At 70.6% G+C, this 22,722-nt stretch carries 21 protein-coding genes; 6 read left to right on the top strand and 15 right to left on the bottom strand.

Annotated elements, in window-relative coordinates; all coding sequences use genetic code 11:
* Positions 1 to 9: 9 nt before the first annotated feature.
* The 3 genes from G6N60_RS07290 to G6N60_RS07280 are packed head-to-tail and all read right to left on the bottom strand — an operon-like array spanning position 10 to position 2,902.
* Positions 10 to 1,173: an acyl-CoA dehydrogenase gene (locus G6N60_RS07290; RefSeq protein WP_163734582.1), complete on the bottom strand. Its 1,164-nt coding sequence runs from the start codon at positions 1,171 to 1,173 to the stop codon at positions 10 to 12.
* 42 nt (positions 1,174 to 1,215) lie between these two features.
* A complete protein-coding gene (purE, locus tag G6N60_RS07285) occupies positions 1,216 to 1,731 on the bottom strand; it encodes a 5-(carboxyamino)imidazole ribonucleotide mutase (protein ID WP_163734578.1) in 516 nt (171 codons plus the stop codon).
* Positions 1,715 to 2,902 (bottom strand): 5-(carboxyamino)imidazole ribonucleotide synthase, encoded by a 1,188-nt coding sequence (locus G6N60_RS07280; RefSeq protein WP_246241178.1) that lies wholly within the window; start codon positions 2,900 to 2,902, stop codon positions 1,715 to 1,717. The genes purE and G6N60_RS07280 overlap by 17 nt, the downstream gene beginning before the upstream one ends.
* A gap of 118 nt (positions 2,903 to 3,020) precedes the next feature.
* Between G6N60_RS07280 and G6N60_RS07275 the strand changes: the two genes are divergently transcribed.
* Complete coding sequence (locus tag G6N60_RS07275; protein WP_179969657.1) at positions 3,021 to 3,686, top strand: GtrA family protein; 666 nt, start codon at positions 3,021 to 3,023, stop codon at positions 3,684 to 3,686.
* Here the strand turns inward: G6N60_RS07275 and G6N60_RS07270 are convergent.
* From G6N60_RS07270 to G6N60_RS07255, 4 genes are all read right to left on the bottom strand, one after another.
* Positions 3,641 to 4,159, bottom strand: a complete 519-nt coding sequence (locus G6N60_RS07270; RefSeq protein WP_163734575.1) for a PH domain-containing protein — start codon at positions 4,157 to 4,159, stop codon at positions 3,641 to 3,643. The genes G6N60_RS07275 and G6N60_RS07270 overlap by 46 nt on opposite strands.
* A gap of 31 nt (positions 4,160 to 4,190) precedes the next feature.
* Positions 4,191 to 5,033: a biotin--[acetyl-CoA-carboxylase] ligase gene (locus tag G6N60_RS07265; RefSeq protein ID WP_179969656.1), complete on the bottom strand. Its 843-nt coding sequence runs from the start codon at positions 5,031 to 5,033 to the stop codon at positions 4,191 to 4,193.
* Positions 5,034 to 5,140: 107 nt separating this feature from the next.
* Positions 5,141 to 6,580, bottom strand: a complete 1,440-nt coding sequence (locus G6N60_RS07260; protein ID WP_163743592.1) for a sugar transferase — start codon at positions 6,578 to 6,580, stop codon at positions 5,141 to 5,143.
* Between the two features lie 385 nt (positions 6,581 to 6,965).
* Positions 6,966 to 8,204, bottom strand: coding sequence for a lipase family protein (locus G6N60_RS07255; protein WP_163734572.1), 1,239 nt, complete (start codon positions 8,202 to 8,204; stop codon positions 6,966 to 6,968).
* Between the two features lie 76 nt (positions 8,205 to 8,280).
* Between G6N60_RS07255 and G6N60_RS07250 the strand changes: the two genes are divergently transcribed.
* Both G6N60_RS07250 and G6N60_RS07245 read left to right on the top strand, forming a co-directional pair.
* A complete protein-coding gene (locus G6N60_RS07250; protein ID WP_163734569.1) occupies positions 8,281 to 8,655 on the top strand; it encodes a hypothetical protein in 375 nt (124 codons plus the stop codon).
* Positions 8,652 to 9,035, top strand: coding sequence for a hypothetical protein (locus G6N60_RS07245; RefSeq protein WP_163734566.1), 384 nt, complete (start codon positions 8,652 to 8,654; stop codon positions 9,033 to 9,035). Before G6N60_RS07250 ends, G6N60_RS07245 begins: the two co-directional genes overlap by 4 nt.
* On the opposite strand, the gene G6N60_RS07240 is transcribed toward G6N60_RS07245, so the two are convergent.
* From G6N60_RS07240 to G6N60_RS07225, 4 genes are read right to left on the bottom strand one after another with little or no spacing between them, the layout of a single operon-like run.
* Complete coding sequence (locus tag G6N60_RS07240) at positions 9,032 to 9,607, bottom strand: YdcF family protein (RefSeq protein ID WP_163734563.1); 576 nt, start codon at positions 9,605 to 9,607, stop codon at positions 9,032 to 9,034. The two genes, G6N60_RS07245 and G6N60_RS07240, sit on opposite strands and share 4 nt — an antisense overlap.
* On the bottom strand, positions 9,594 to 10,478 hold the full coding sequence (locus tag G6N60_RS07235) for a sialate O-acetylesterase (protein ID WP_163734561.1): 885 nt from the start codon (positions 10,476 to 10,478) through the stop codon (positions 9,594 to 9,596). The genes G6N60_RS07240 and G6N60_RS07235 overlap by 14 nt, the downstream gene beginning before the upstream one ends.
* Positions 10,465 to 11,700, bottom strand: a complete 1,236-nt coding sequence (locus G6N60_RS07230; RefSeq protein WP_246240417.1) for a lipase family protein — start codon at positions 11,698 to 11,700, stop codon at positions 10,465 to 10,467. The genes G6N60_RS07235 and G6N60_RS07230 overlap by 14 nt, the downstream gene beginning before the upstream one ends.
* A complete protein-coding gene (locus tag G6N60_RS07225) occupies positions 11,697 to 12,968 on the bottom strand; it encodes an acyltransferase family protein (protein ID WP_246240414.1) in 1,272 nt (423 codons plus the stop codon). Before G6N60_RS07225 ends, G6N60_RS07230 begins: the two co-directional genes overlap by 4 nt.
* 372 nt (positions 12,969 to 13,340) lie before the next feature.
* Between G6N60_RS07225 and G6N60_RS07220 the strand changes: the two genes are divergently transcribed.
* Positions 13,341 to 13,796, top strand: a complete 456-nt coding sequence (locus G6N60_RS07220) for an LbetaH domain-containing protein (RefSeq protein WP_163734558.1) — start codon at positions 13,341 to 13,343, stop codon at positions 13,794 to 13,796.
* A gap of 181 nt (positions 13,797 to 13,977) precedes the next feature.
* Complete coding sequence (locus G6N60_RS07215) at positions 13,978 to 15,426, top strand: hypothetical protein (RefSeq protein ID WP_163734554.1); 1,449 nt, start codon at positions 13,978 to 13,980, stop codon at positions 15,424 to 15,426.
* 21 nt (positions 15,427 to 15,447) lie between these two features.
* On the opposite strand, the gene G6N60_RS07210 is transcribed toward G6N60_RS07215, so the two are convergent.
* The gene (locus G6N60_RS07210) at positions 15,448 to 16,686 is read right to left on the bottom strand and encodes a lipase family protein (RefSeq protein WP_163734551.1); all 1,239 of its coding nucleotides are present in this window, start codon (positions 16,684 to 16,686) and stop codon (positions 15,448 to 15,450) included.
* A gap of 549 nt (positions 16,687 to 17,235) precedes the next feature.
* Here G6N60_RS07210 and G6N60_RS28510 point away from each other — a divergent pair.
* Positions 17,236 to 19,404: a lipase family protein gene (locus G6N60_RS28510; protein ID WP_246240411.1), complete on the top strand. Its 2,169-nt coding sequence runs from the start codon at positions 17,236 to 17,238 to the stop codon at positions 19,402 to 19,404.
* Between the two features lie 2 nt (positions 19,405 to 19,406).
* On the opposite strand, the gene G6N60_RS07200 is transcribed toward G6N60_RS28510, so the two are convergent.
* The 3 genes from G6N60_RS07200 to G6N60_RS07190 are packed head-to-tail and all read right to left on the bottom strand — an operon-like array spanning position 19,407 to position 22,719.
* Positions 19,407 to 20,795, bottom strand: coding sequence for a lipase family protein (locus G6N60_RS07200; protein WP_163734548.1), 1,389 nt, complete (start codon positions 20,793 to 20,795; stop codon positions 19,407 to 19,409).
* Positions 20,792 to 21,457 (bottom strand): YveK family protein, encoded by a 666-nt coding sequence (locus tag G6N60_RS07195; RefSeq protein WP_163734545.1) that lies wholly within the window; start codon positions 21,455 to 21,457, stop codon positions 20,792 to 20,794. Before G6N60_RS07195 ends, G6N60_RS07200 begins: the two co-directional genes overlap by 4 nt.
* Positions 21,454 to 22,719, bottom strand: a complete 1,266-nt coding sequence (locus tag G6N60_RS07190) for a lipase family protein (protein ID WP_163734542.1) — start codon at positions 22,717 to 22,719, stop codon at positions 21,454 to 21,456. The genes G6N60_RS07195 and G6N60_RS07190 overlap by 4 nt, the downstream gene beginning before the upstream one ends.
* Positions 22,720 to 22,722: the final 3 nt, after the last annotated feature.

Here is a 22,722-nt window from a genome sequence, read left to right as displayed (position 1 = left end):
GCGGGTGGGCTACTTCAGCAGGGCGCGCGACATGACGACGCGCTGAATCTGGTTGGTGCCCTCGTAGATCTGGGTGATCTTGGCATCGCGCATGAACCGCTCGACCGGGAAGTCGACGGTGTAGCCGTAGCCGCCGAAGAGCTGCACGGCGTTGGTGGTGACCTCCATCGCGACGTCGGAGGCGAAGCACTTGGCCGCCGAGGAGATGAAGCCGAGGTTGGGCTCCATGCGTTCGGCGCGCGCCGCGGCCGAGTACACCATCAGGCGGGCGGCCTCGATCTTCATCGCCATGTCGGCGAGCATGAACTGGGTGTTCTGGAAGTCGCTGATCGACTTGCCGAACTGCTTGCGCTCCTTGGTGTAGGCGATCGAGGCGTCCAGGGCGCCCTGGGCGATGCCGACGGCCTGCGCGCCGATGGTCGGACGGGTGTGATCCAGGGTCGCCAGCGCGGTCTTGAACCCGGTGCCCGGCTCGCCGATGATGCGGTCGCCGGGAATGCGGCAGTCCTCGAAGTACAGCTCGGTGGTGGGCGATCCCTTGATGCCCATCTTCTTCTCCTTGTGGCCGGCGGAGAAACCGGGATCGTCCTCGTGCACGACGAACGCCGAGATGCCGTTGGCGCCCTTGTCGGGGTCGGTCACCGCCATGACCGTGTACCACTGCGAGTGACCGCCGTTGGAGATCCAGCACTTGGCGCCGTTGAGCACCCAGTCGTCGCCGTCGGCCTTGGCCCGGGTGCGCATCGCGGCCGCGTCGCTGCCCGCCTCGCGCTCGGACAGCGCGTAGGAGGCGGTGGCCTCGCCGGCGCCGATCGACGGGAGGACCTGCTTCTTGAGCTCCTCGGATCCGCGCAGCAGCATGCCCATGGTGCCGAGCTTGTTGCAGATCGGGATGAGGGACGACGACGCGCACACCCGCGCGACCTCCTCGATCACGATGCACGCCGCGATGGAGTCGCCGCCCTGGCCGCCGTACTCCTCGGGGATGTGGATCGCCGAGAACCCCGACGAGTTCAGCGCTTCGAGGGCTTCGGTGGTGTACCTGGCCTTCTCGTCGACGTCGGCCGCGTGCGGCGCGATCTCCTTCTCGCAGAGGTCACGCAGGACCTTGCGCATCTCGTGGTGCTCGTCGGAGAGCTGAAAGACGTCGAAGGACGGGTTACCAATGGACATGTGCCACTCCTCGCTACTCGCCGGTAACTTTACCGCGCCGGATCACGCGCCGAGAAGTCGCTCTCGCAACGCCGCGTCCTTCTGCAACACCATCGCCTCCAGGCTCGCCTGGTAGTCCGCCATCCGTTGCCGCAGCGCCAGGTCCGCGCAGCCGAGGATGCGCACGGCCAGCAGCCCGGCGTTGCGGGCGCCGCCGATCGACACCGTCGCGACCGGCACCCCGGCGGGCATCTGCACGATCGACAGCAGCGAATCGAGCCCGTCGAGACGCGCCAGCGGAACGGGCACCCCGATCACCGGCAGCGGCGTCACGGCCGCGACCATGCCGGGCAGGTGGGCCGCGCCGCCCGCCCCGGCGATCACCACCTCGACACCGCGGTCCGCGGCCGTGCGGGCGTAGTCGAGCATCCGGTCGGGGGTGCGGTGCGCCGAGACGACGCCGACCTCGAACCGCACCTCGAACTCGGTCAGCGCGGTCGCGGCCTCCTCCATCACCGACCAGTCGCTGTCACTGCCCATGATGACGCCGACGCGGGGTCCGCTAGCGGGCATGTTCATTCCATCCATCCGTCCATTCGCCATGGGACAACCAGTGCGCGGCGCGCACCGCCCGCTCCCTGACCTCCGCGACGTACGCGGGGTCCTCGAGCGAGCCGTTGGCGGCGCCAATCACGTTGACGTGACCGATCTTTCGACCCGGACGCTCCGCCTTGCCGTAGAGGTGCACGGCCGCCTCGGGCAGCCGCGCGAAGAGGTGGTGCAGCCGCTCGTCCATGCTCATCTCGGGTGCCCGGGGCGCGCCCAGCACGTTGGCCATCACCGTCACCGGTGCGATCGGGGCGGTCGCGCCGAGCGGATAGTCCAGGACCGCCCGCAGGTGCTGTTCGAACTGACTGGTGAGCGCGCCGTTCATGGTCCAGTGCCCCGAGTTGTGCGGGCGCATCGCGAGTTCGTTCACCAGCAGCTCCCCGCCGGAGGTCTCGAACAGTTCCACGGCGAGCACCCCGACGACCCCCAGCTCCTCGGCCAGCCGCAGGCCGAGGCGTTCGGCCGCCGACGCCAGGTCGGGGTCCAGCGCGGGGGCCGGCGCGATGACCTCGACGCAGATGCCGTCGCGCTGCACGGTCTGCACCACCGGCCAGGCGGCGCCCTGCCCGAACGGCGAGCGGGCGACCAGCGCGGAGAGTTCCCGACGCATGTCGACGCGCTCCTCGAGCAGCACCGCGACCCCGTCGGCCAGGTAGCGGGCGGTGACGTCGCGGGCCTCGGCGACGTCGGTGGCCAGGGTGACCCCGCGGCCGTCGTAGCCGCCCCGCGCGGTCTTGACGACGATGCGGCCACCCACCTCGGCGGCGAAGGCGTCGACGTCGGACGGGTCGGTGGCCTCGGCGAACCGCGGGATGGGCGCGCCGAGATCGCGGAGCCGCCGCCGCATGACCAGCTTGTCCTGGGCGTGCAGCAGGGCCTGCGGTGGCGGGGCGACGTTCACCCCGGCCGCGACCAGCTCGCGCAGCAGTTCGGCGGGGACGTGCTCGTGGTCGAACGTCAGCGCAGCGGCCCCCTGCGCCACCCGACGCAGCGCGTCGGCGTCGGTGTGCGCGCCGATGACGACGTCCGGGGTGACCTGGGCGGCCGGATCGTCCGGCGCGGCGGCCAGCACCCGCAGCGTCTGACCGAGGGCGATCGCGGCCTGGTGCGTCATCCTGGCAAGCTGTCCACCGCCGACCATCGCCACTACTGGGGATCCACTCACGGTGTCATCGTGTCATGGCGGTCGGAGGTGTCCGTTGAGGGCTGCGACCTGCACGGGTACGCGTTCACACCCGGTTTCCGTAGAATCCCCTCTCGTGTCCTTCACCGATGCCACCATCGCGCGCCTGCCCCGCGCGGTCCGGCCCTTCGCCGAGCGGCATCACGAGCTCATCAAGTTCGCGATCGTCGGTGGCACCACGTTCATCATCGACTCCGGCATCTTCTACACGCTCAAGTTGACGATCCTCGAGCCCAAGCCCGTCACGGCCAAGATCATCTCGGGCATCGTCGCGGTCATCGCGTCCTACATCCTCAATCGGGAGTGGAGCTTCCGGGACCGCGGCGGACGCGAGCGGCACCACGAGGCGCTGCTGTTCTTCGGGGTCAGCGGCGTCGGCGTCCTGCTGAGCATGGCCCCGCTGTGGGTGTCGAGCTACATGCTTGGCCTACGGGCGCCCATGGTCAGCCTGACGATGGAGAACGTCGCCGACTTCATCTCCGCGTACGTCATCGGCAACCTGCTGCAGATGGCGTTCCGGTTCTGGGCCTTCCGCCGCTGGGTCTTCCCCGACGAATTCGGCCGCAACCCCGAGAAGGCCGTCGAGGCGTCGATCACCGCGGGCGGCATCGCCGAGGCCCTGGAAGACGAGATCGAACAGGGGCACACCAGGAGCACCGTCACCCCGCTGCGCGGTCGCCGCGCCAGGCGGGCCGCTCAGCTCGGCGCCTCCTCGGACCCCAGGGTGTCGAAGACTTCGTGATAGAGCAGCGAGTGGACCTGCTCCACCCGCGGGATGTCGTCGAATTCGAGCGGATCCTGCGCCGCTGACTCGATGATCAGCGTGCCGGTGCGCACCAGCCGCTCCAGCAGCCCGTGCCGGAACTCGACGCTGTTGATCCTGGCCAGCGGTATGTCGATGCCCGCCCGAGTCAGCACGCCGTGGCGGAACATCACCCGCCGATCGGTGATCACGAAGTGCGTCGTGCGCCAGTTCGAGACGGGCCACAGGGTGAGCCATCCCACCAGGATCGACCAGAGCACGGCGATGACGATCATCACGATGTCCTTCGCCGAGCGCTCCCAGTCGGTGTGGTCGACGACGCCGAGGCCGAACCCCGCCACGGCCGTGGCCAGCAGGAGCGCGAGCACCGGACCGACGAGCCGCTTCCAGTGGGGATGACGGTGCAGGACGACGCGTTCGCCGGTGGCCAGCACGCTGTCCGGGTAACCCACGGTGGGCACTCTACCGAGGCGCGACGGCGGCTCAGCCCGGCTCGTCGGCCGGGCGGAGATGCACGACGTCCCCGGCCGACACCAGGACGGTCTCGGGTCCGGTGTCGATGCGCAACCGGCCCTGGTCGTCGATCGACACCGCGCGACCGACCACCTCGCGGCCGCCGGGCAGGGTCGCGCGCACCCGCTGCGAGATCGTCAGGCTGTGCGCGACGTAGTCGGCGAGCAGCGCGTCGCCGGCCCCGCGGGCCGCGGTCAGCTGCCCGACGCGCCGCTGCAGTTCCCGCAGGAGCGCGATGATCAGCTCAGCCCGGTCCGGGACTTGGGCGCCGAGCAGCGCGAGTGACGTCGCCGCCGGGTGGGGCAGCTCGTCGGCCCGCAGCGACACGTTGAGCCCGATGCCGATCACGACGACGGGCGCCGGGCTCGCCACCTCGGCGAGGATGCCCGCCAGCTTGCGTCCGTCCGGCGTCGACAGCACGTCGTTGGGCCACTTGAGGCCGACCGCCACGCCGGTCACCTCGGCGACGGCGGCCACGACGGCCAGGCCCGTCGCCAGCGGCAGCCATCCCCACGCCGCGGTGGGCAGGTCGCCGAGGGGTACGCCCACGGACATCGAGATCTGCGCCCCGGGCACCGCGGACCAGGTGCGGCCGTTGCGGCCCCGGCCCGCGGTCTGGTGCTCGGCCACCAGCACGGCGCCCGCGACGTCCTCGCCGTCGCGCGCCCGCGCAAGCAGATCGGCGTTGGTCGAACCGGTGTCCTGGACGACCTCGACGCGGCGCCACGGCGACCCCGGTACCGCCACTGCGGCATTCAGTTTCGCTACGTCGAGGGGCTCGCGTGTCTTTTCCACGCCGCGGTCGGCATTCACGGGTGCACCCTACGGCTGGTTGCCGGAGACGCCCGCGGACCCCGTCGACTTTGCCACATTTACCGAGTGACGAATGTCACTAAAGTTTGCTTGCGCAAGGGCAATGCCTAGTAGGCGCCCGATCCCGAGGCGACGGTGCGCACGGTCTTGAGGGCGATCACGACGTCGTTGGTGATCGACCAGTTCTCGACGTAGGACAGATCCAGGCGCACGGTGTCCTCCCACGACAGGTCAGAACGGCCGCTCACCTGCCACAGCCCGGTGATGCCCGGCAGCACCAGCAGCCGGCGGCGCACCTGGTCGTTGTAGGTGTCCACCTCGCGGCGCAGCGGGGGCCGCGGGCCGACGACGCTCATGTCGCGCTTGAGCACGTTGAAGAACTGGGGCAGCTCGTCGAAGCTGTACTTGCGCAGGATCTTGCCGACCGAGGTGATGCGCGGATCGTCCTTCAGCTTGAACAGGACTCCGCCCACGCTGTCGTTGACCTCGACCAGCTTGTCGACCTGCTTGTCGGCGCCGTCGACCATCGTGCGGAACTTGATCATCTGGAACGGCTCGCCGTCGAGACCGATCCGCTCGGAGCGGTAGAACACCGGCCCCTTGCTGGTCAGCTTGATGGCGATGGCGGTCGCGATCATCACCGGGAGCGCACCGATCAGGACGGTGATGGAGACGAAGTAGTCGAACGCCCGCTTCTGGAACTTCTTGGTGCCGCTGTACGTCGGCTTCTCGACGTGGATGAGGGGCAGACCGGCCACCGGGCGCATCGTCAGCCGCGGACCCGCCACGTCGACCACGCCGGGCGACACCACCAGGTCGACGCCCATTTTGTGCAGATCCCAAGACAATTCGCGAACGCCCTCGGGGCCGAGGTGATCGGTCGTGGTCAGCGCGACGGTGTTGACGTTGGTCTTGAGGATGGCGTCGTGCACCTTGCCCTCGTCGCCGAGCACGGGCAGCGTGCCGACCCCGGGGATCTCGATGACGCCGCCGGAGCTGCGCCCGGTCAGGCAGACGCCGACGACGGAGTACCCGTAGTCCCAGCCGCGCGTGAAGGACTGGACGAGGCGGCGGACGGCCATCGCGTCGCCGACGGCCAGCACGGTCACCACGCAGCTGCCCTTGCGGCGCTTGCGGACGAGGTACTGGCGGCACAGGTTGCGGGTGATCATCAGCCCGGCCAGGCCGAGGGGGAACGCGACGGCGAGATAACCGCGGGCGTACTCGGGGCGGAAGATCATCAGGAACACGGCCACGACGCCGATGGTCGCCAGGGTCGCCGAGACGACCCGGCGGTACTCCTCGACGCCGGCGCCCACGATGCGCGGCGAGCGGGTGCGGTAGGCGGCCAGCAGGACGAGCCAGATGCCGGCGACGAAGATCGACAGGATGGCGAAGTAGATCTGCGCGGGGTCCCACGTCGTGATCGGACGACCCAGCCGCACCATCTGCGCGAGCGCGAGGGCCAGCACGACGACGACGACGTCCAGTCCGGCCAGGACCCGGACGTAAGTTCGCTGCCATTGCGGGCCGCTGTTCGGCGCCATCGCGCCGATCGGCGTCACGGCGGGTGCGGAAACTTCTCCTGCTACCGACACTGGTCGCCACACCTCCTGTTTGCTGGCAGCTTACTTTCCGACGCCCGCCCTTGGGCTTCGTAACACTATGTCACTGTTTGCCAGAAGTTGCCACAATTCAGGAAAGACTGCAGCGTGCGCACATTCCCCGGGGGCAAACCGTTTCGCGCACCGTTCCGGCCAGAACCGCGGGGGCGCGTCCGCTCCACGCGTTAAACCTGATAGCGCGCTTGTGTTGTAGCAAACCCGAAAACGTCGGTTTTCCTGCGTTCGACGTCTGCTTCTCGACCGCGCCGCGCCTGCGCGCGACGTTCGGGGCGTCACGGCGCCGGGGCCGACGCGCGACGCGACGCCGCTAGTGGCAGTCGTTGGGCGCCGGTTTGCCTGCAAACCGATCGGCCATCCACTGCACCTGACCGGCGATGTCGGCGCCCTCGTGGCCCTTCTGCGCATCGAAGGCGATCGTGATCTGCCCGCCCAGCGCGCACGACCGCTTGATCGCGTCGGTGGTCCACTGCGCGTCGATCAGCGGGTCGCGCCCGCCGTAGGACACCGACAGCGGCGCGGACAGCGGCAGGTGCGGCAGCGCCCAGGCCTGCAGCGCGGCGGTCAGCCGGTCGGCGGCGGCGGGATTGGCGGGCGCGAAGTCGGTGCCCAGCAGCCTCTTGGCGCCCTCGGCCCGGGCGGGCGACGGATCGCCGACGCACACCGACAGCGCGTTCCAGTATTGGCGGGCCGCACCGTGGCGGTAGTCGTCGCGGTCGATGTCGGGGTGCAGCCGCGCGAGCGACTCGATGAGCAGCTGCATCGCCGGCCGTTGATCGGGCGTCAGCGTGCCCTGCTCGGCCTTCGCCACCAGCCCCACCACGTCCGCCGACGGGGACAGCGCGACCGCGCCGACGAGGTCGAGGTCGGGCGCGTAACCCTTGGCCTGCTCGTTGGCCGCCCACGCCACGGCGCCGCCCTGCGAGTCGCCGAACGCCGCCCAACGGTTGGTGACCTGCGGGAACGTGTGCTTGAGCGCTCGGACGGCGTCGATGAGGTTGAGCCCGCCGGTGCGCGCGTCGAGGTAGGGGTGGATGCCCTTGGTGCCGAGGCCCTGGTAGTCGGGTACCGCGACGGCGTACCCGAGGTTGGTCAGCACCGTCACGACGGCGATCTGCCCGTCCAGCGAGTCCGACAGCGAGGGCCCGCACTGCGGTTCGATGCCCACGGTGCCGTGCCCGAACGCGACGACGGGCCAGCCTGCGGCGGGCGGGTTGCCCCGCGGGGTGAACACCGAACCCGAGACCACGGTCGGCGCTCCGTCGTCCCCGGAGGTGGAGCGGTAGACGACGCGGGCCGCCCGCAGCCCCCTGGCCTCGATGGTGCTGGCCAGGCCGGGCATCGTCGTCGCCGACACCAGGGAGCCCGGGCCGGCGCCGCTGGTGTCGGCCGTGCCGATGGGCGTCGGGGGCCCGTCGATGGCGGTAAAGAACTGGTCGTAGACCTTGGCGCCGACGGTCAGGAGCAGCGGCGACGCCGACGCCACCGCGGCGATCCCGGCGGCCACGATCGCGACGACGAGGGCGACCAACCCGATCTTGCGCGTCATGGGCAGCCGACGAGGTCGCGACACATGGCGCTCACCATACGGGGCGCCTCCCGGGCGCCTCGCTAGTGTTGGGGCCATGCCGGGATCCGATCCACGACTGCCGTTCGTGGTGGGCGGCGCCGGTGTCGGGGCCGTCATCCGCCAGGCCGTGCTCGACGAATGCTCGGGTCCGGTGCAGCCGCTCATCGGGTTCGGCATCGCGTCGGTGGTCGCGGGGTTCGTGATCGGGCTGGCCCTCGGGGCGCCGACGGGGCGGTTGGCCGCCTTCGCCCTCGGCGCGGGCACCAGCACCGCGAGCCTGAGTCTCTACGCCTTCTTCGGGGTGACGCACCGGATCGTCGCGAGCGCGACGTTCCTGGTGGCGGTCCCGCTCCTGACCGCGCTCACGGTGACCGCGGGCATGGCGCTGGTGGGCAGCCGGGCCCGTCGGGTGGACGACCCGACCGCATGATCCACTACGGCCTGATCTTCCTGTCCGGCGCGGTGAGCTCACTGGTGGCGGCGCTGGTCGTGCGGCGCTGGCGCACCCGTTGGGCGGCGCTGGTGGTCAACGCGGTGACGTCGTTCCTGCTCGGGGGCTTCGCCGCCGCGGGCGGTCTGTTCTCCCCCACCCAGACGACGCTCGGCTATGCCGCCCTCGGCACGGCGACGTCGCTGGCGTTCCTGGCCGGCAACGGTTCGACGTGGCGGCCCGACGGGTCGTCCCCGGTCCTGCTGGCGTCGCGCGTCCTGCGACTCGTCGCCGTGCACGCCGTGGTGTGCACGGCGTTCGCCATGGCGGGATACCTGATCGCCGACGCGGCGTACATCCTGATCGTCAAGCTGACCTAACTCGGGCAGTCGCCCTGCCAGAGCGCCTTGATCAGCCCACCCCACTGGTAGGCGTAGATGAGCTCCCAGTGCACGAACGACAGGTGGTAGGACCGCGGCACGGCCAGCACGATCACCGCGCCGGGGACGTCGGAGTAGCACTGGTCGAAGACCAGCCTGGCCCTGGGCAGGTGGTACCGCCAGCTGGTGACGATGATCTTCTTCCAGCCCCGCTGCTGGGCCAGCACGTGCATGAGGTGGGCTTCGCCGCGGGTGGTGGACGGGACGGGCGCCCGGCAGATCACCTCGACGTCGGGACGCGGACGGCACTCCTGGCGCATCACCGGGTCACCCGGTCCGTAGGGGTCCGACAGCACCACGGTCTTCGCCCCCGCGGCGCGCGCCAGCTCGAACCCGTAGGCCTCGCGGCCGTCGTGCTCCCCGCCGAGCACGATGACGGCGTCGGCGGGTTCGACGCGGTCGCTGGACGCCCGGCTGAACACCAGGAAGCCGATGACGCCGTTGGCGACCAGCACCGTCACCAACATCGTGGTTAGGAGGAGGGCGACGCGGCGGAGGTCAGCCTGTCGCATACTCCGCCAGCTCGTCGGCGGCCACGCCCCGGTAGGCGTCCCACATCCGTCGTCCGAGCTCGCGGAGCCCGGCCCCGCTGTAGTGCCGATCGGTCTCGCTGTTGATCGCGTCGCGGGGGCCCGCCACGAACGCCGTCCGCGGCCGCCGGTTGGGAGTGTCGCGGTGGACCGCGTCGATCACCGGGTAGCGCCGGTGGCCGCGTTCCATCTCCTCGGGGACCATCCCCCCGACGATGACGGGCAGGCCGCTGCCGTAGCGCTTGCGCAGGTCGTCGATGACGTAGTCGAGACGGCCGCGGTAGTTCCTGGCCGACATCAGCGGCACGTCGGTCTCGCCCTGGTGCCACAGGATGGTCGCGACCTGGCTGCCCGGGTGACTGGCCAGGGCGGCGTCGATCGAGGCCACCGCGTCGCGGTACAGGTTGACCCTGGTACGGGTGTCGGTCGGATCCCAGGTGTAGCCGTTCTTCGGCGTGAACGCGGTGTCACCGCGCGCCGCCGGGACCAGCAGTACCCAGCGACCGGTCGCGTCGGCGAGCGCCTTGGCGAACGTCACGCCGAACCCGACGCCCTTGCTGCGCACGTCGTGGAACAGCGGGTCGACACCGGCCACCACCGTGCCCTTCGACGGCCCCGACCGCGCCCACTGGTGCACGCGCGGGTGCGGGGCGTCCTCGCCGTCGAGGTCGAGGCCGACCCCCATGCCCTGCGCGTTGGACTGGCCGAGCACCGGCACGATCAGGTACGGCGTCGGCGGCGGGTCGACCGGGAGGCCCGCCGGGGTGATGCGACGCTTGACCGCACACTTGGCCTCCATCAGGAGGATCTTCCACAGCGCGGCGTCGCCGTCGGGATTCCTAGGGACAGTCATTGGTCACCGGCCTTCCCGCGAAGCGATCCGCCATCCATGTCGACAGGGCGTTGAAGTCCACGTCGCCGTGCCCCTTCCCCGGCTCGAAGGTGATCGTCAGGACGTCTCCCAGCTGACAGGCCCGGGCTATCGCCCTGTCCACCCACTGCGAGTCGACGTAGGTATCGGCGCCACCGTAGGCGACGGCCATCGGCGCGGACAGCTTGCGCTGCGGCAGCGCCCACTTCACCAGGTAGTTCCGCAGCCGGTCGGCCGCCGCGGCGTTCGCGGGCGCCAGGTCGTGCGGGTCGACGTCGCCGGCCACCATCGAGCGTTCGTGGACCTTGGGGCCCGAGCACGCGGTGAGGACGTCCCAATACTTGGCCGCGTCGCCGCGACGGTAGTCGTCGCGGTTCACGTCGGGATGCAGCCGCGCCAGCGATTCCACGATGATCTCGTAGATGGCGCGCTGATCGGTGGTCAGGGTGGCGGCCTGGGCCTTGTCGACGATGCCCGAGACGTCCGCGGCGGGCGAGATCGACACCGCCCCAACGAGATTGAGGTCCGGGGCGTACGTCGAGGCCTGTTCGTCGGCAGCCCAGGAGGCGCCGCCGCCCTGGGAGCCGCCGAACGCCGCCCAGCGCGGCGACACGTCGGCGAACGTGTGCCGCAGCGCGCGCACGGAGTCGATGACGTTGAACCCGGCGGTGCGCGCGTCCAGGTAGGGGTGCACGCCGTCGTACCCCAGGCCCTGGTAGTCGGCGAAGGCCACCGCGTACCCCTGGTCGGCCAGCTTGGAGATCTGATCGGCCATTCCCAGCAGCGAGCCGAATAGCGAAGGGCCGCAAGGGTTGTCGATGCCAAGGGTGCCGTGCGCCAGCGCGACCACCGGCCAGCCGCCGGCCGGGGCGGGCCCCGGCGGGGTGAAGACCGAGCCGGACACCTTGGTGAGCTGGCCGGTGTCCCCCTCGGTCGACACGTAGACCACCCTGGCGGAGTGCAGGCGCCTGCCGTTCGGGGTCTTGTCGAAGTCCGGCATGGTCGTCGCGCTGATCAGCGATCCGGGGGCGGTGCCCCCGAGGGTGGCCGACGCGATGGGCGTGGCCGCGGCGGCCTGATCGCCCTCGTTGGCCTGGCCGCTGGTGACGGCCGACCACCCCAGCGGTATCGCGATGGCGAGCACGACGACGACGACCGCACCGATCACGTAGGCGGTGACCCGTCGTCGGCGCTTCGGGCTCACGACGCCCACCGGTGGCGGTACTTCCTGGTGATCTGGATGGCGGGACGTTCGACCAGGTAATAGGTGACGGTCGAGATCGCCATGGTCGCGGCGAGGGCGACCACGAGGTTGCGGACCATGCCCCCCACGGTGTCCCCCGCCATCAGGCCCCACCGACCGAGCAGCAGCAGGACCGGAAAGTGCCAGAGGTACGCCGACAGGGACACCTTGCCAACGAACCGCATGGGCGCGGTGTCGAGCACCCGCGCGATGCCCGAGTCCTGACCTCGGGCCAGCGGCGCCACCATGATGAGGATCAGCAGCGCCGCACCGATCGCCACGGCGCTGGTCTGGTACTGGCCGCCCGCCACCAGGAACGCCCCGACGAAGGCGACCGCGGTGGGCAGCAGCGCAATCGTCGAGTAGAGCCGCACCCGACGCGAAAGACCTTCCCGCAGCAGGTGTTTCTCCATCAGGACGATGACGACGGCGGCCAGCATGCCGAACGCGAAGTTGTCGGCGTTGGCCAGGAAGCTGCGCAGGAAGACCGCCACCCAGTTGGGACCCCAGTTCAGCAGCACGTCGCTGGTGATGCCGAAGTGCGCGATGAGGGCGGGCACGAACAGCTTGGCCACGAACCCGAGGACGATCAGCAGCAGCGGCGGGATGATCGCGATCCTGGTCGGCGACAGCCGAGTACGCCGCAGCAGGGCGTACATCAGCAGTCCCAGCAGCGGCAGCGACGCGTAGAACGCATACTCCAGCGTCAGCGACCAGGCCGGGTTGATGCCCGTCTGGAAGAACTTCGGAACGTAGGACTGGGTCAGGGTCAGGTTGGCGGCCAATTGCCAAGGGTCGGTGATCATCCCGGTTCCGGCGTCGGTGCCCGGCGGTTGCAGCGACGCGTTCTGCACGTAGGAGACCTGGAACACGAAGTTGACCAGTAGGAAGATCGCCAGGTAGCCGGGCAGGATCCTCGCGATGCGGTGCACGACGAAGTTCTTCGTGTTCGGCAGCCGCGCGGTGTCCCGGTCCTCGTAGAGCCCGCGGATGTAGGGCAGGAAGAGCAGGAAGCCGCTCAGCACGTAGAAGAAGATGAGCGTCGTGCCGACGAGCCCGATCTTGGTCTCGGCCGACGCCTGCGGTGAGTAGTGGCCAGCAATGTGCGCGATCGCGACGCCCAGGCACGACAGGCCGCGGGCGCCGTCGAGGCCGATGATGCGCCCGAAGGTGCGCGGTGCGGCGACGGGTTTACCGGCGACGCGCGAATGGCGCGAGCGAATGGTCACGCAATGCTCCGAACGCGTTCGCCCGGGCGCCTGCACTGTCGTCGTTGGATGACGTCACCGGATCCTTGGGTTCGATCCGGCGGATCAGCATGGCGGACCGTCGGATTCAGCGAATCATGACGTGGTCAGACTACAGCACCACGGCTCTTTGGACCGCCGTGGCAAATCGTCGCGGGTCGTCCTCGGCCCCGGTCACGGTAGCCGCGGCGCCCGACGACGGACCCCGCCGCGGGTCCCACGCAGCGGTGAACAGCCACTTTCGCGCACCGTCGAACGTCGCCGTCCGCAGCGCAGACTCCCGTGGCCGAGTGACGCAGCGAACAACCCTTCACAATTTTGCGATCGTCGGCGGGTTCCGTAGCGTGGGACGTCATGGGGAAGACTGCCGACGCGCCATCCGCGGGGTTCATCAGCCGTCTGGTGTACGCCCAGCGCTGGCCGGTCCTCGGCAAGGTCATTCGTCTGCTGTTGCTGCTCCGCGGAACCAACATTCCGGCCTCGGTGCTCACCGCGCCGGGACTGCTGTTGCCGCACGGGGGGATCGGCATCGTCGTGCACCAGCGGGCCACCCTCGGTCGCAACGTCGCGATCTTCCAGGGCGTCACCGTGGGGCGCGCGGACATCTGGGTCGCCGAGAAGCCGGACTTCCACGCGATCATCGAGGACGACGCCGTGCTCTGCGCGAACGCCGTCGTGCTGTCCAGCAGCGAGCGTCCGGTGCGGATCGGGCGCGGCGCCATCATCGGGGCCAACTCGGTGGTCACCTGCTCGGTGCCCGACGGCGAGATCTGGGCGGGCATCCCGGCCCGCAAGGTCGGCGTTCGCTGATCCACGGGCGCCGTTCGTTTGCCATCGCTGCGTCTTGCGGCGCACTGCGCGGACGTGACGCACGTCTCGTCTTCCGTTCTCCCCCAACGCCTTGCGCTGGTCAAACGCTCACCTGAAAAGCGTCTGCGCTGCGTGCTAGCCTGATTCCACGACCGATCAGGGGATGGAAGAGGAAATCACGATGGGTAGCCAGACGCGAAACGTAATCCTCTACGAGCTCAACGAGGTGCCGTGGAGCGTCGTCGACTTCTACGTCTCTCGACGCCCGGAGTCACACCTGGCCGCGCTCGTCGCGGAGGGCCAATCCCTCACGACCGTCATCGAATCCGACGATCTGCAGCCGTGGCGGACGTGGCCCACGTTCCACACCTCGATGTACGACCACAACTCCTACGACCTCGGCCAGGACCCCGCGTCCTTCCGCGGCGAGCCGCTGTGGGACGTGGCCGAGCGTGCCGGGCTGAGCGTCGGACTGTTCGGCCCGCTGCAGAGCTGGCCGCCGCGCCCGTTCAAGAGCGGCGGTTTCTTCGTCCCCGACACGTTCGCCAAGGACGGCAAGACCTACCCGAGCTCGCTGCAGCGGTTCCAAGAGTTCAACCTCTCCATGACGAGCGACAACAACTTCACCTCCGACGCGCCGCTGAACGTCAAGACGCTCCTCGGCACGGGTGTCGACCTGGTCAAGCTCGGCCTAACGCCCAAGTCGGCCGTCACGCTGGCCAGCCACCTGGTGAGCGAGCAGAAGGATGCGCGGTACAAGTCACTGCGCCCGTCGATGCAGGTGCTGCCGAGCTTCGACCTGTTCTGGCGGCTCTACAAGAAGAACCAGCCACGGTTGAGCGTGTTCTTCACCAACCACGTCGCGAGCATGATGCACCGCTTCTGGGGTGACACGATGCCCGGCTACACCGACGCCAACGACTACGTCGCCGACGACGTGTTCGGCAGCTTCATCATCAAGGCGATGGACTTCGCCGACGACCAGCTCGGACGCATCCGCCGGTGGCTCAAGAAGCATCCGGAGACGGTGCTCGTCATCGCCGCCAGCATGGGACAGGGCCCGGTCGAGAGCAACTTCACCGACCGTGGCCTGTTCATCCTCGACGACCACGAACGCCTGGTGTCGCGGCTGGGCCTCAAGCCCGCCGAACTGGGCCGCACGATGTACCCGCACGTCGCGCTCGTCTTCGACGACGAGGCGGCCGCCCAGGAGGCGCTCGCGCCGCTGGAGTCGGTCACGGCGGAGGGCGGCAGCCCGATCTTCAGTCGCTTCAGGGTCGAGGGCAAGACGGTGACGTTCGGAATTCCGCTCGCGGACGAGGCGTGCGACATGTCGACCCGGCTCGAGTTCACCCCCATCGGCGCGACGGCTCCGGTCACCGGCACGCCCGGTGAGGTGGGGCTGAGCTTCCGTCCGCGCGTCGGCGGCGACAACACCGGCTACCACGTGCCCGAGGGCATCCTGGTCGCCGTGGGTGGCGGCCTGCCGCCCGACGCCTCGCGCCGCGAGGTCGACGTGCTCGACGTCGCTCCCTCACTGCTGGTGAACGTCCTCGGCGTGGAGTCGGGTCCGCAGATGCAGGGCTCGCCCACCCTGTTCTCGGTACACGCCGCCGCGCAGCGCGGCTAGCGACCGGTCAGCGAAACACGCTCAGGGACAATCGTTGTGCGCCGGCTTGCCGGCGAAACGATCGGCCAGCCACGTCACCTCGGCGGGAAAGTCTGCCTCGCTGTGCTTCAGGTCGGGCCCGTAGTGGATGTCGATGGTGTCGCCAAGGGCGCACGCCCGCGCGATCGCGTCGGCCGTCCACTGGTGGTCGATGAAGGTGTCCTTGCCCCCGTAGGTCACCGAAAGCGGTGCCGACAGCGGTAATTGGGGCAGCGCCCACTGCTGGAACTTCTGGCGCAGGGCGGCGGCCGCCTCCGGTGTGCTCGGCGCGAGGTCGAACGGCCCGATCGCGTCGATGGCCGCGGTGCGTCCGGCGACCAGCGGACCGGTGCACGCCGAGAGCGTGTTCCAGTCGCGGGCGACGTCGCCGCGCCGGTAGTCGTCGCGATCGACATTGGGATAGCGCCGGGCCAGCGACTCGATGAACAGCTGCAGCACGGCCTTCTGATCGCTGGTCAAGGTGCCCGCCTGGGCCTTGTCGACGTAGCCGGAGATGTCCGCTCCCGGCGAGATCGCCACGGCACCAACCATGTTCAGCTCCGGTGCGTACACGTGGGCCTGTTCGTCGGCGGACCAGGCCGCGCCTCCACCCTGGGAGCCGCCGAAGGCGCCCCAGCGGGTGGACACCCCGGGGAACGTCGCCCGCAGAGCCCGAACGGCGTCGATCATGTTGAAGGCGGCGGTGCGCGAATCCAGGTACGCCGGCGGCCCGCCGGGGCCGAGGCCCTGGTAGTCGGTGAACGCGACCGCGTAGCCGGCGTGCACCACCCCTGCCACGAATTCCAGCTGTCCGAGCAGGGTATTCGACGCCGAGGGCGCACACGTCGGGTCGATGCCGGTCGTGCCGTGGCCGTAGGAGACCACCGGCCAGCCGCCCTTGGGCGCATCGCCGCGCGGGGTGAACACGCTTCCGGAGACCTCGGTCTGCCGGCCGGTGTCGCCGTCGGTCGACCGGTAGACGACGCGCGCCGCCTGCAGGTCCCGTCCCAGGGCGCTGCTCGTCACGTCGGGCATCGACATCGCGCTGATCAGCGTGCCGGGCGTCGTGCCGCCGAGGGTGGCGGTGCTGATCGGCGTCGGGGGCGTTCCGGCCAACGACGACTGGTCGCCGTGCACCAGCTGGTCGACCATCGAGTGCAGGGCGGGCACGGCCAGCAGGGCGACGACCACCACGATCACCGTGACCACCGCGCCACCGGCCCACAGCAGCGTCCTACGCATCCGACGCGCCAGCACCGCCGGGGGTACGAGCCGCCAGGCCCTCACTCGATTCGGTCGCGTACTGGGTGGGGGGCATTCCTCATTCTCGCAAGGCGCCACCGACTCAGCAAAGTCGCCGCGCAGGGCGGACGGGAGCAGTCGGCGCATCCCGCGCGCGCCCGGGCAGCCGTGCCGGTGGCTTCGCGGCGCGATTCCTTAGCTCGGCTAGGAATGCTCCACGGGTGGCGGCGGGGCCCGCGCGCGGGCCGTCGCCCCCGCGGCCGACGACCGCGGCTGCCCGGGGCGGCCACGTCGTCGCCGCACGCGCCAGGTGTGGACCGCACGGCGCCAGGCGAAGTAAGCTGGCGACCTTTCCGGCGCGTGTCACCATCCGCGCCGGTGTGGCTGGCCGTCGGCAAAGGGCCAGGATGGGGGGATGGATTGCGGTCACCGGGCCGGAACGGAGCGTGGCGCTGGTCGCTGGCAGTGCTGTGCTGCGCGTTGCTGACGGCCTCGGGCGTCCTGGTCGTGGTCACGGGTAGGGCCGCCTTCGGGGGTGCGGTCGACCCCATGCCGATTCGCTCCGCCCGCCTCGGCGGCACGGCCCCGGGTAGCCTGTTGAGCGCCACCACGATGCCGCGGATCAGCCCCTCCATTGACTACGGCGCAAATTCAGCGCGTGTCGTCTACCGGTCGACGGACGGCTCGGGGTCCCCGACCGTGGTGTCGGGTGCGGTCTTCGTGCCCAGGGGTCAGGCTCCACCCGGCGGCTGGCCCGTGGTGGCCATCGGTCACGCGAGCACCGGGATCGACGACTCCTGCGGCCCGTCGTCGTCGAGCGTGCTGCTCGGCCGGGCGCCGCTGGTGGCCGGGTTCCTGCGGCTGGGGTACGCGGTCACCCTGACCGACTACCAGGGCCTGGGGGCGGGCGGGGTCCACCCGTACCTCGACGCCCGCACCGCCGGGATGAACGTCATCGACTCCGTGCGCGCGCTGCGCGCGACCTTCCCCAACGTGTCGAACCGCTGGGCCGCCTCCGGACGCGACGAAGGTGGAGCCGCGGTGTGGTCGGCCGCCGAGCAGGCCCCGTCGCGCGCGCCCGAACTCCACATGGTGGGCGCCGTGGCCATCTCCCCGACCGCCGACGTGACCGGTCTCGTCGACGCGGCCGTCGCCGGCACGCTGACCCGCGAGCAGACGCCGATGCTGCTGTGGCTGCTCGAATCGCTGCGGCGCCGGCATCCCGACGTCGACCTCGACGACTACCGCCGCGGGGTGGTCGCCGCGAACTGGGCTGCACTGACGGCGTGCTCGGGCCCGATCACCAACTCGCGCAACGACATTCTCGCCCACGTCGATCCGCACGACCTGTCCCCGGCCGGCGACGACGCCGCCGCCCGGCTGCGCGGGATGCTGCAGGACGTCGCCCTCCCCCGGGCTCCCCTGACGGTACCGCTATCGGTCGTCGTCGAACCCGACGGAAGTGCGGTCGATGCGCGATGGACGTCCGACGCCATCAACCGGGCCTGCTCGCTCGGCGGCAGCGTGGTGTGGCATCCGGGTGCGCGCCGGGGTATTCCCGACGTGGACGACACCAGCCAAATCGCCTGGCTCGCCGACCGTTTCGCGGGCCGTCCCGCGCCGGACTACTGCGCGTCGGGCATCACCGGCGCCCCGGACGCGGGGGCGGTCGTCAGCACCGCTCCCCTGACCAATCTCGCGGACGAGATCGCGGCGACCGGGGCCAGGGCGGCCCGCGTCGTCTACCACTCGACCAACGGGGACACCGGCGCCCCCACCATCGTGTCCGGTGCGGTCTTCGTCCCGAGCGGTGCGCCGCCGAATGGCGGATGGCCCGCGATCGTCGTCGCCCACGGCACCACCGGCATCCAACAGCCTTGTGCGCCTTCGCTTTCCCCCGACCTCATGGGGCAGGCGGGCGCCGTCGCCGGGCCGCTGCGGGCGGGCTTCGCGGTGGCCTTCCCCGACTACCAGGGGCTCGGCACCGACGGGGTGCATCCCTTTCCCGACTCGCGGACCGCGGGCCTCAACGTCATCGACGCGATGCGCGCGCTGCGGGCGACCTTTCCCGGCGTCTCGACGCGGTGGGCCGCGATCGGGCACTCCCAGGGCGGTGGGGCGGTCTGGGCCGCGAACGAGCAGGCCGACCGCTACGCCCCCGAACTGCGACTCGTCGGCACCGTCGCGCTGGCGCCGTCGGCCGACGTCACCGGCCTGGTCGACGAGGCCGCCGCGGGCACGCTGACCAAGGACCAGGCGCTGGCCCTGCAGTGGGCGCTGGTCTCGCTGAGTCGTCTGCATCCCGAGCTCGACCTCGACGACCTGCGCCGGGGGTCGGCCGCCAAGGACTGGGATGCGCTGTCGGGGTGCGCGGGGGCCGACGTCCTCGCCCGTGAGAGCGCCGCCGCCGAGCTGGGCGCGTTCGACCTGGCGCCCGCCACGCCCGCGGCCGCCGACGAGCTCCGCGGACTCCTGCGCCGCTGGGCGTTGCCCCAGCGGCCGCTGTCGGCCCCGATGTCGGTGATCTACGGTTCCGACGACCCCTTGATCACCCCGGCGTCCATTACCGCGGCACTCCAGCGGGCGTGCGCGATGGGCGACGTCATCGCGTGGCGGGAGGAACCGGGCCGGGGTCACGTCGACCTCGGGGTCGGCGACCAATTCGATTGGCTGATGCAGAGATTCGCTAATCAGCCGGCGGTCGACGACTGCCGCTGACGTCAGCCCGCAGCGGCCGGCGCCTGGGTGGCGGTCTCGGTAGTCGACTGCCCGCCGGTCTGTCCCGTGCCGCCGGTCTGTCCCGCGGTGCCGTCCCCCGACGTGTCGGTGGTCGTCTCCGCGGGTGTCTCACCGGGCGTCGGCTCCGGTGTCTCGCCCGCGGCGAGGAACGCCGCACAACTGTCCGTCGGCGGCACCCCGGCGAACCGGTCGTTGATCCAGGGGTACGCCGCGGAGGCGTCCACGTCGTCGTGTCCCTTGTCGTTCTGCAGCCGGATGTCGACGACGTCGCCCAGCTTGCAGGCCGCCTGCAGCGCGCGGTCGGTCCAGATCGGCGGGACCACGGCGTCCATGCCGCCGTAGATCACCAACATCGGTGCCGCCGTTGGCCGTTGGGGCAGGCTCGCCTTCTGTAGGTAGCCCCGCAGCGCGTCGAGCGCGGCGGGCGTGCTCGGCCGCAGATCGTCGGGGGTGAGCTGTGTCAGCACGGTGTCCACCTGCCCGGCCGCCGGGCCGTCGCACGCCGTCAGCACGTCCCACTTGTCCTCGGCCACGCCGTGGCGGTACTGGTCGAGGTCGAAGTCGGGGTACTCCCGACTCAACGAATCCAGGACGAACGCGTAGGGCGCCTCCTGCTCCTTGGCGAGGGTGCCGTCGGCGGCGGCGTCGGCGAAGCCGGTGAGATCGGTGGGGGGCGCGACGCTGACCGTGCCCTCCAACGTCAGCCCCTCGCCGTACGTGGGCGCCAGTTCGTTGGCGGCCCACGTCGCCTGACCGCCCTGCGACACCCCGATGCCGAGCCAGCGATCCGACGTCGTGGTGACGAGCTTGCGGGCGGCCCGCACCGCGTCGATGAGGTTCTGTCCCGCCGTGGTGGCGTCGAGGTAGGGGTGGTAGGAACCGGTGACGCCGAGGCCCTGGTAGTCCGGCAGCGTCACCACGTAGCCCGCCTTGACGAGTTCGGCCACCACGGGCGACAACCCGCTGAGGTCGGAGGACTCCGACGGTGCGCACTGCTCGTGGATGCCCGTCGTGGGGTGTCCGTAGGCGATGACGGGCCAGCCGCCCTCCGGCGGTGCGCCCTTGGGCTCGAAGACCGTGCCGCTGACCGTGGTGCGACTGCCGTCGATGCCGGACTTCGACTCGTAGGTGATGCGCGCGGCGACCGAGGTGACGGCCGTCAGCCTGCGGTCGAGGGTCGGCAGGGTGGTGGCCGTCATCAGCGTTCCCGGACCGGTCCCACTGAAGTCACCCGGAAGCGAAATGCCTTGCTGCACAGCGGGTCCCGGTGGCGCAGTGTCGGTGTCCGAGGAACACGCGGCGACGCCGCCGGACACCAGCAGCGCACCGCAGGTCAACGCCAGCGCACGGCGCGGGCTCGATCGTCTCATGCAGTGCCTCGACGGACGACGTCGACGATGCGCGCGACCTGCCTGCGGTCGTCGACCGAATTCAGCACCAACCCGTAGGCGAGCACCAGCACCACGGAGCTGACGAGTCCGAGCAGGGCCCCGGTGAGCATCACCGAGGACGCCGGTCCCCTGGCGTCGGCGGCGTCGTTGGCCGGATCGACCAGTACCAGCCCCGCGGCCTCGGGATCGGCCTTTTGCAACGCGTCCGACGCCGCAATCATGTTGCGCCCCAGGGTGTTCGCGGCGTTCTTCGCCGCCTCGGGTTCGGCGGCCGCCACCAGGACGTCGAACACCGCCGACGTCGAGGGGACGACCGTGATGCCCTTGACGAGCGTCTGCCCGCCGCGGTCGGCGCCCAACTCGTCCTCGGTGCGCTGCAGGACCTTCGGGTCGTGGGCGAGGGACTCGTAGGTCAGCGCGCGCGACATCGCGGTGAGGTTTCCGTAGAACGCGTCGAACGGCTCTGCTCCGCCCGGCGTCACCACCAGGAACTTCAGCGACGCGACGTAATTGCGCTCGTGGTGCCACACCAGCCATCCCGCGCCGGCGGACAGCGCGGTCGCCAGCACGACGACGACCCAGAAGCGCGCCAGCAGCCGTCCGTAGTCACGGATCTGCGGGGCGTCCCGCGGCGGTCTCACGCCACCCCCTGACAGGTGCTGGCGAGCGTTTCGCCCCCGAACCGGTTCTGCAGCCAGTCCAGGGCGTACTGGACGGTCAGGTCCGTCGTGGTCTGCGTGTCGCCCACCTTGGTGACGATCTCGATCGGCGCCCCGGCCACGCACGCCCGGCGCAGCGGTCCGGTCACGAAGCCGACCGGGGCCGCGGGGTCGTCGGTGCTGTAGATGACCAGCAGCGGGGCCACCGGCGGCGTCGGGGTGTTCAGCGGCAGGGCGGCATTGCTCAGCGCCGTGCGCAGCTGATCGGCGGCGGCGGGGCTGGACGGCTGCAGGTCGGCGGGGCGCAGCTGCTTGTACAGGTCGGGCACGACGCTGGGATCGGCTGGGGCACAGTCGATCAGCAGGTCCCACCGATCCTTGGCCAGACCCGAGCGGAAGTCGTCGCGGTTGAGGTTCGCGGTCAGGGCGAGATCCTCGACGACGAGCATCTGCAACTTGAACTGCTCGGGTGTCAGCGTGCCGTCCAGCGCCTCGGTCGCCAGCGGCGAGAGGTCGGCGAGCGGGGTGAGCGCGGCGGCGCCGACGAGGTCGAGGCCACCGCCGTAGCTGGGTGCGCGTTCGGTGGCCGCCCACGCGGCGGTGCCACCCTCGCCGTATCCGAAGGCCGCCCAGCGGGTGCTCGCGGTGTCGGTCACCCGGCGCACGGCGCGGGCGGCGTCGATCAGGTTGTTGCCGAGCGTCGCCGCGTCGATCAGCGAGTGCGGCGGTTGTCCGTCGATGCCGAGCCCCTGGTAGTCGGCGAGCGCGACGATGTAGCCGCGCGACAGCATGACCCCCATGAACGACGAGTAGCCGGCCAGGCCGGGCGCCAGCGACGGCGCGCACTTGTTGGCGACGCCCGTCACGTCGTGCCCGAACACCAGGATCGGCCAGCCCCCGGCGGGCGGCGGCCCCGGCGGGACCGCGACCACGGCCGACGCCTGACTCGGCGGCCCGTTGGCACCGGTCGTGGAGCGGTAGACGACCCGCACGGCCGTCGCGTTGACCTGGTCGAAGTACGCGTGGTCGGCCAGCGGCTTGGACTCGATGACCGAGCCGGGACCGTCGTCGGTCAGGTTGGGCGCGGGCAGCACGGGACTGCCGCTGAACGCGGGCTGCAGTGTCCGCGACGGCAGGGTCGGCTGCGGCGGCGGGGCGCTCGAACTGCAGCCTGCGAGGACGACCGCCACGGCCAGGCCGATCGCGCAGGCACGCCAGCGAGCCGCCCGATCCCAGCGTGTCACCAA

Origin of the sequence: Mycolicibacterium madagascariense (assembly GCF_010729665.1) — a bacterium.
Lineage (GTDB): Bacteria > Actinomycetota > Actinomycetes > Mycobacteriales > Mycobacteriaceae > Mycobacterium > Mycobacterium madagascariense.
Note: the sequence above shows the minus strand (reverse complement) of the source record. Positions and strands in the feature narration are given on the sequence as shown.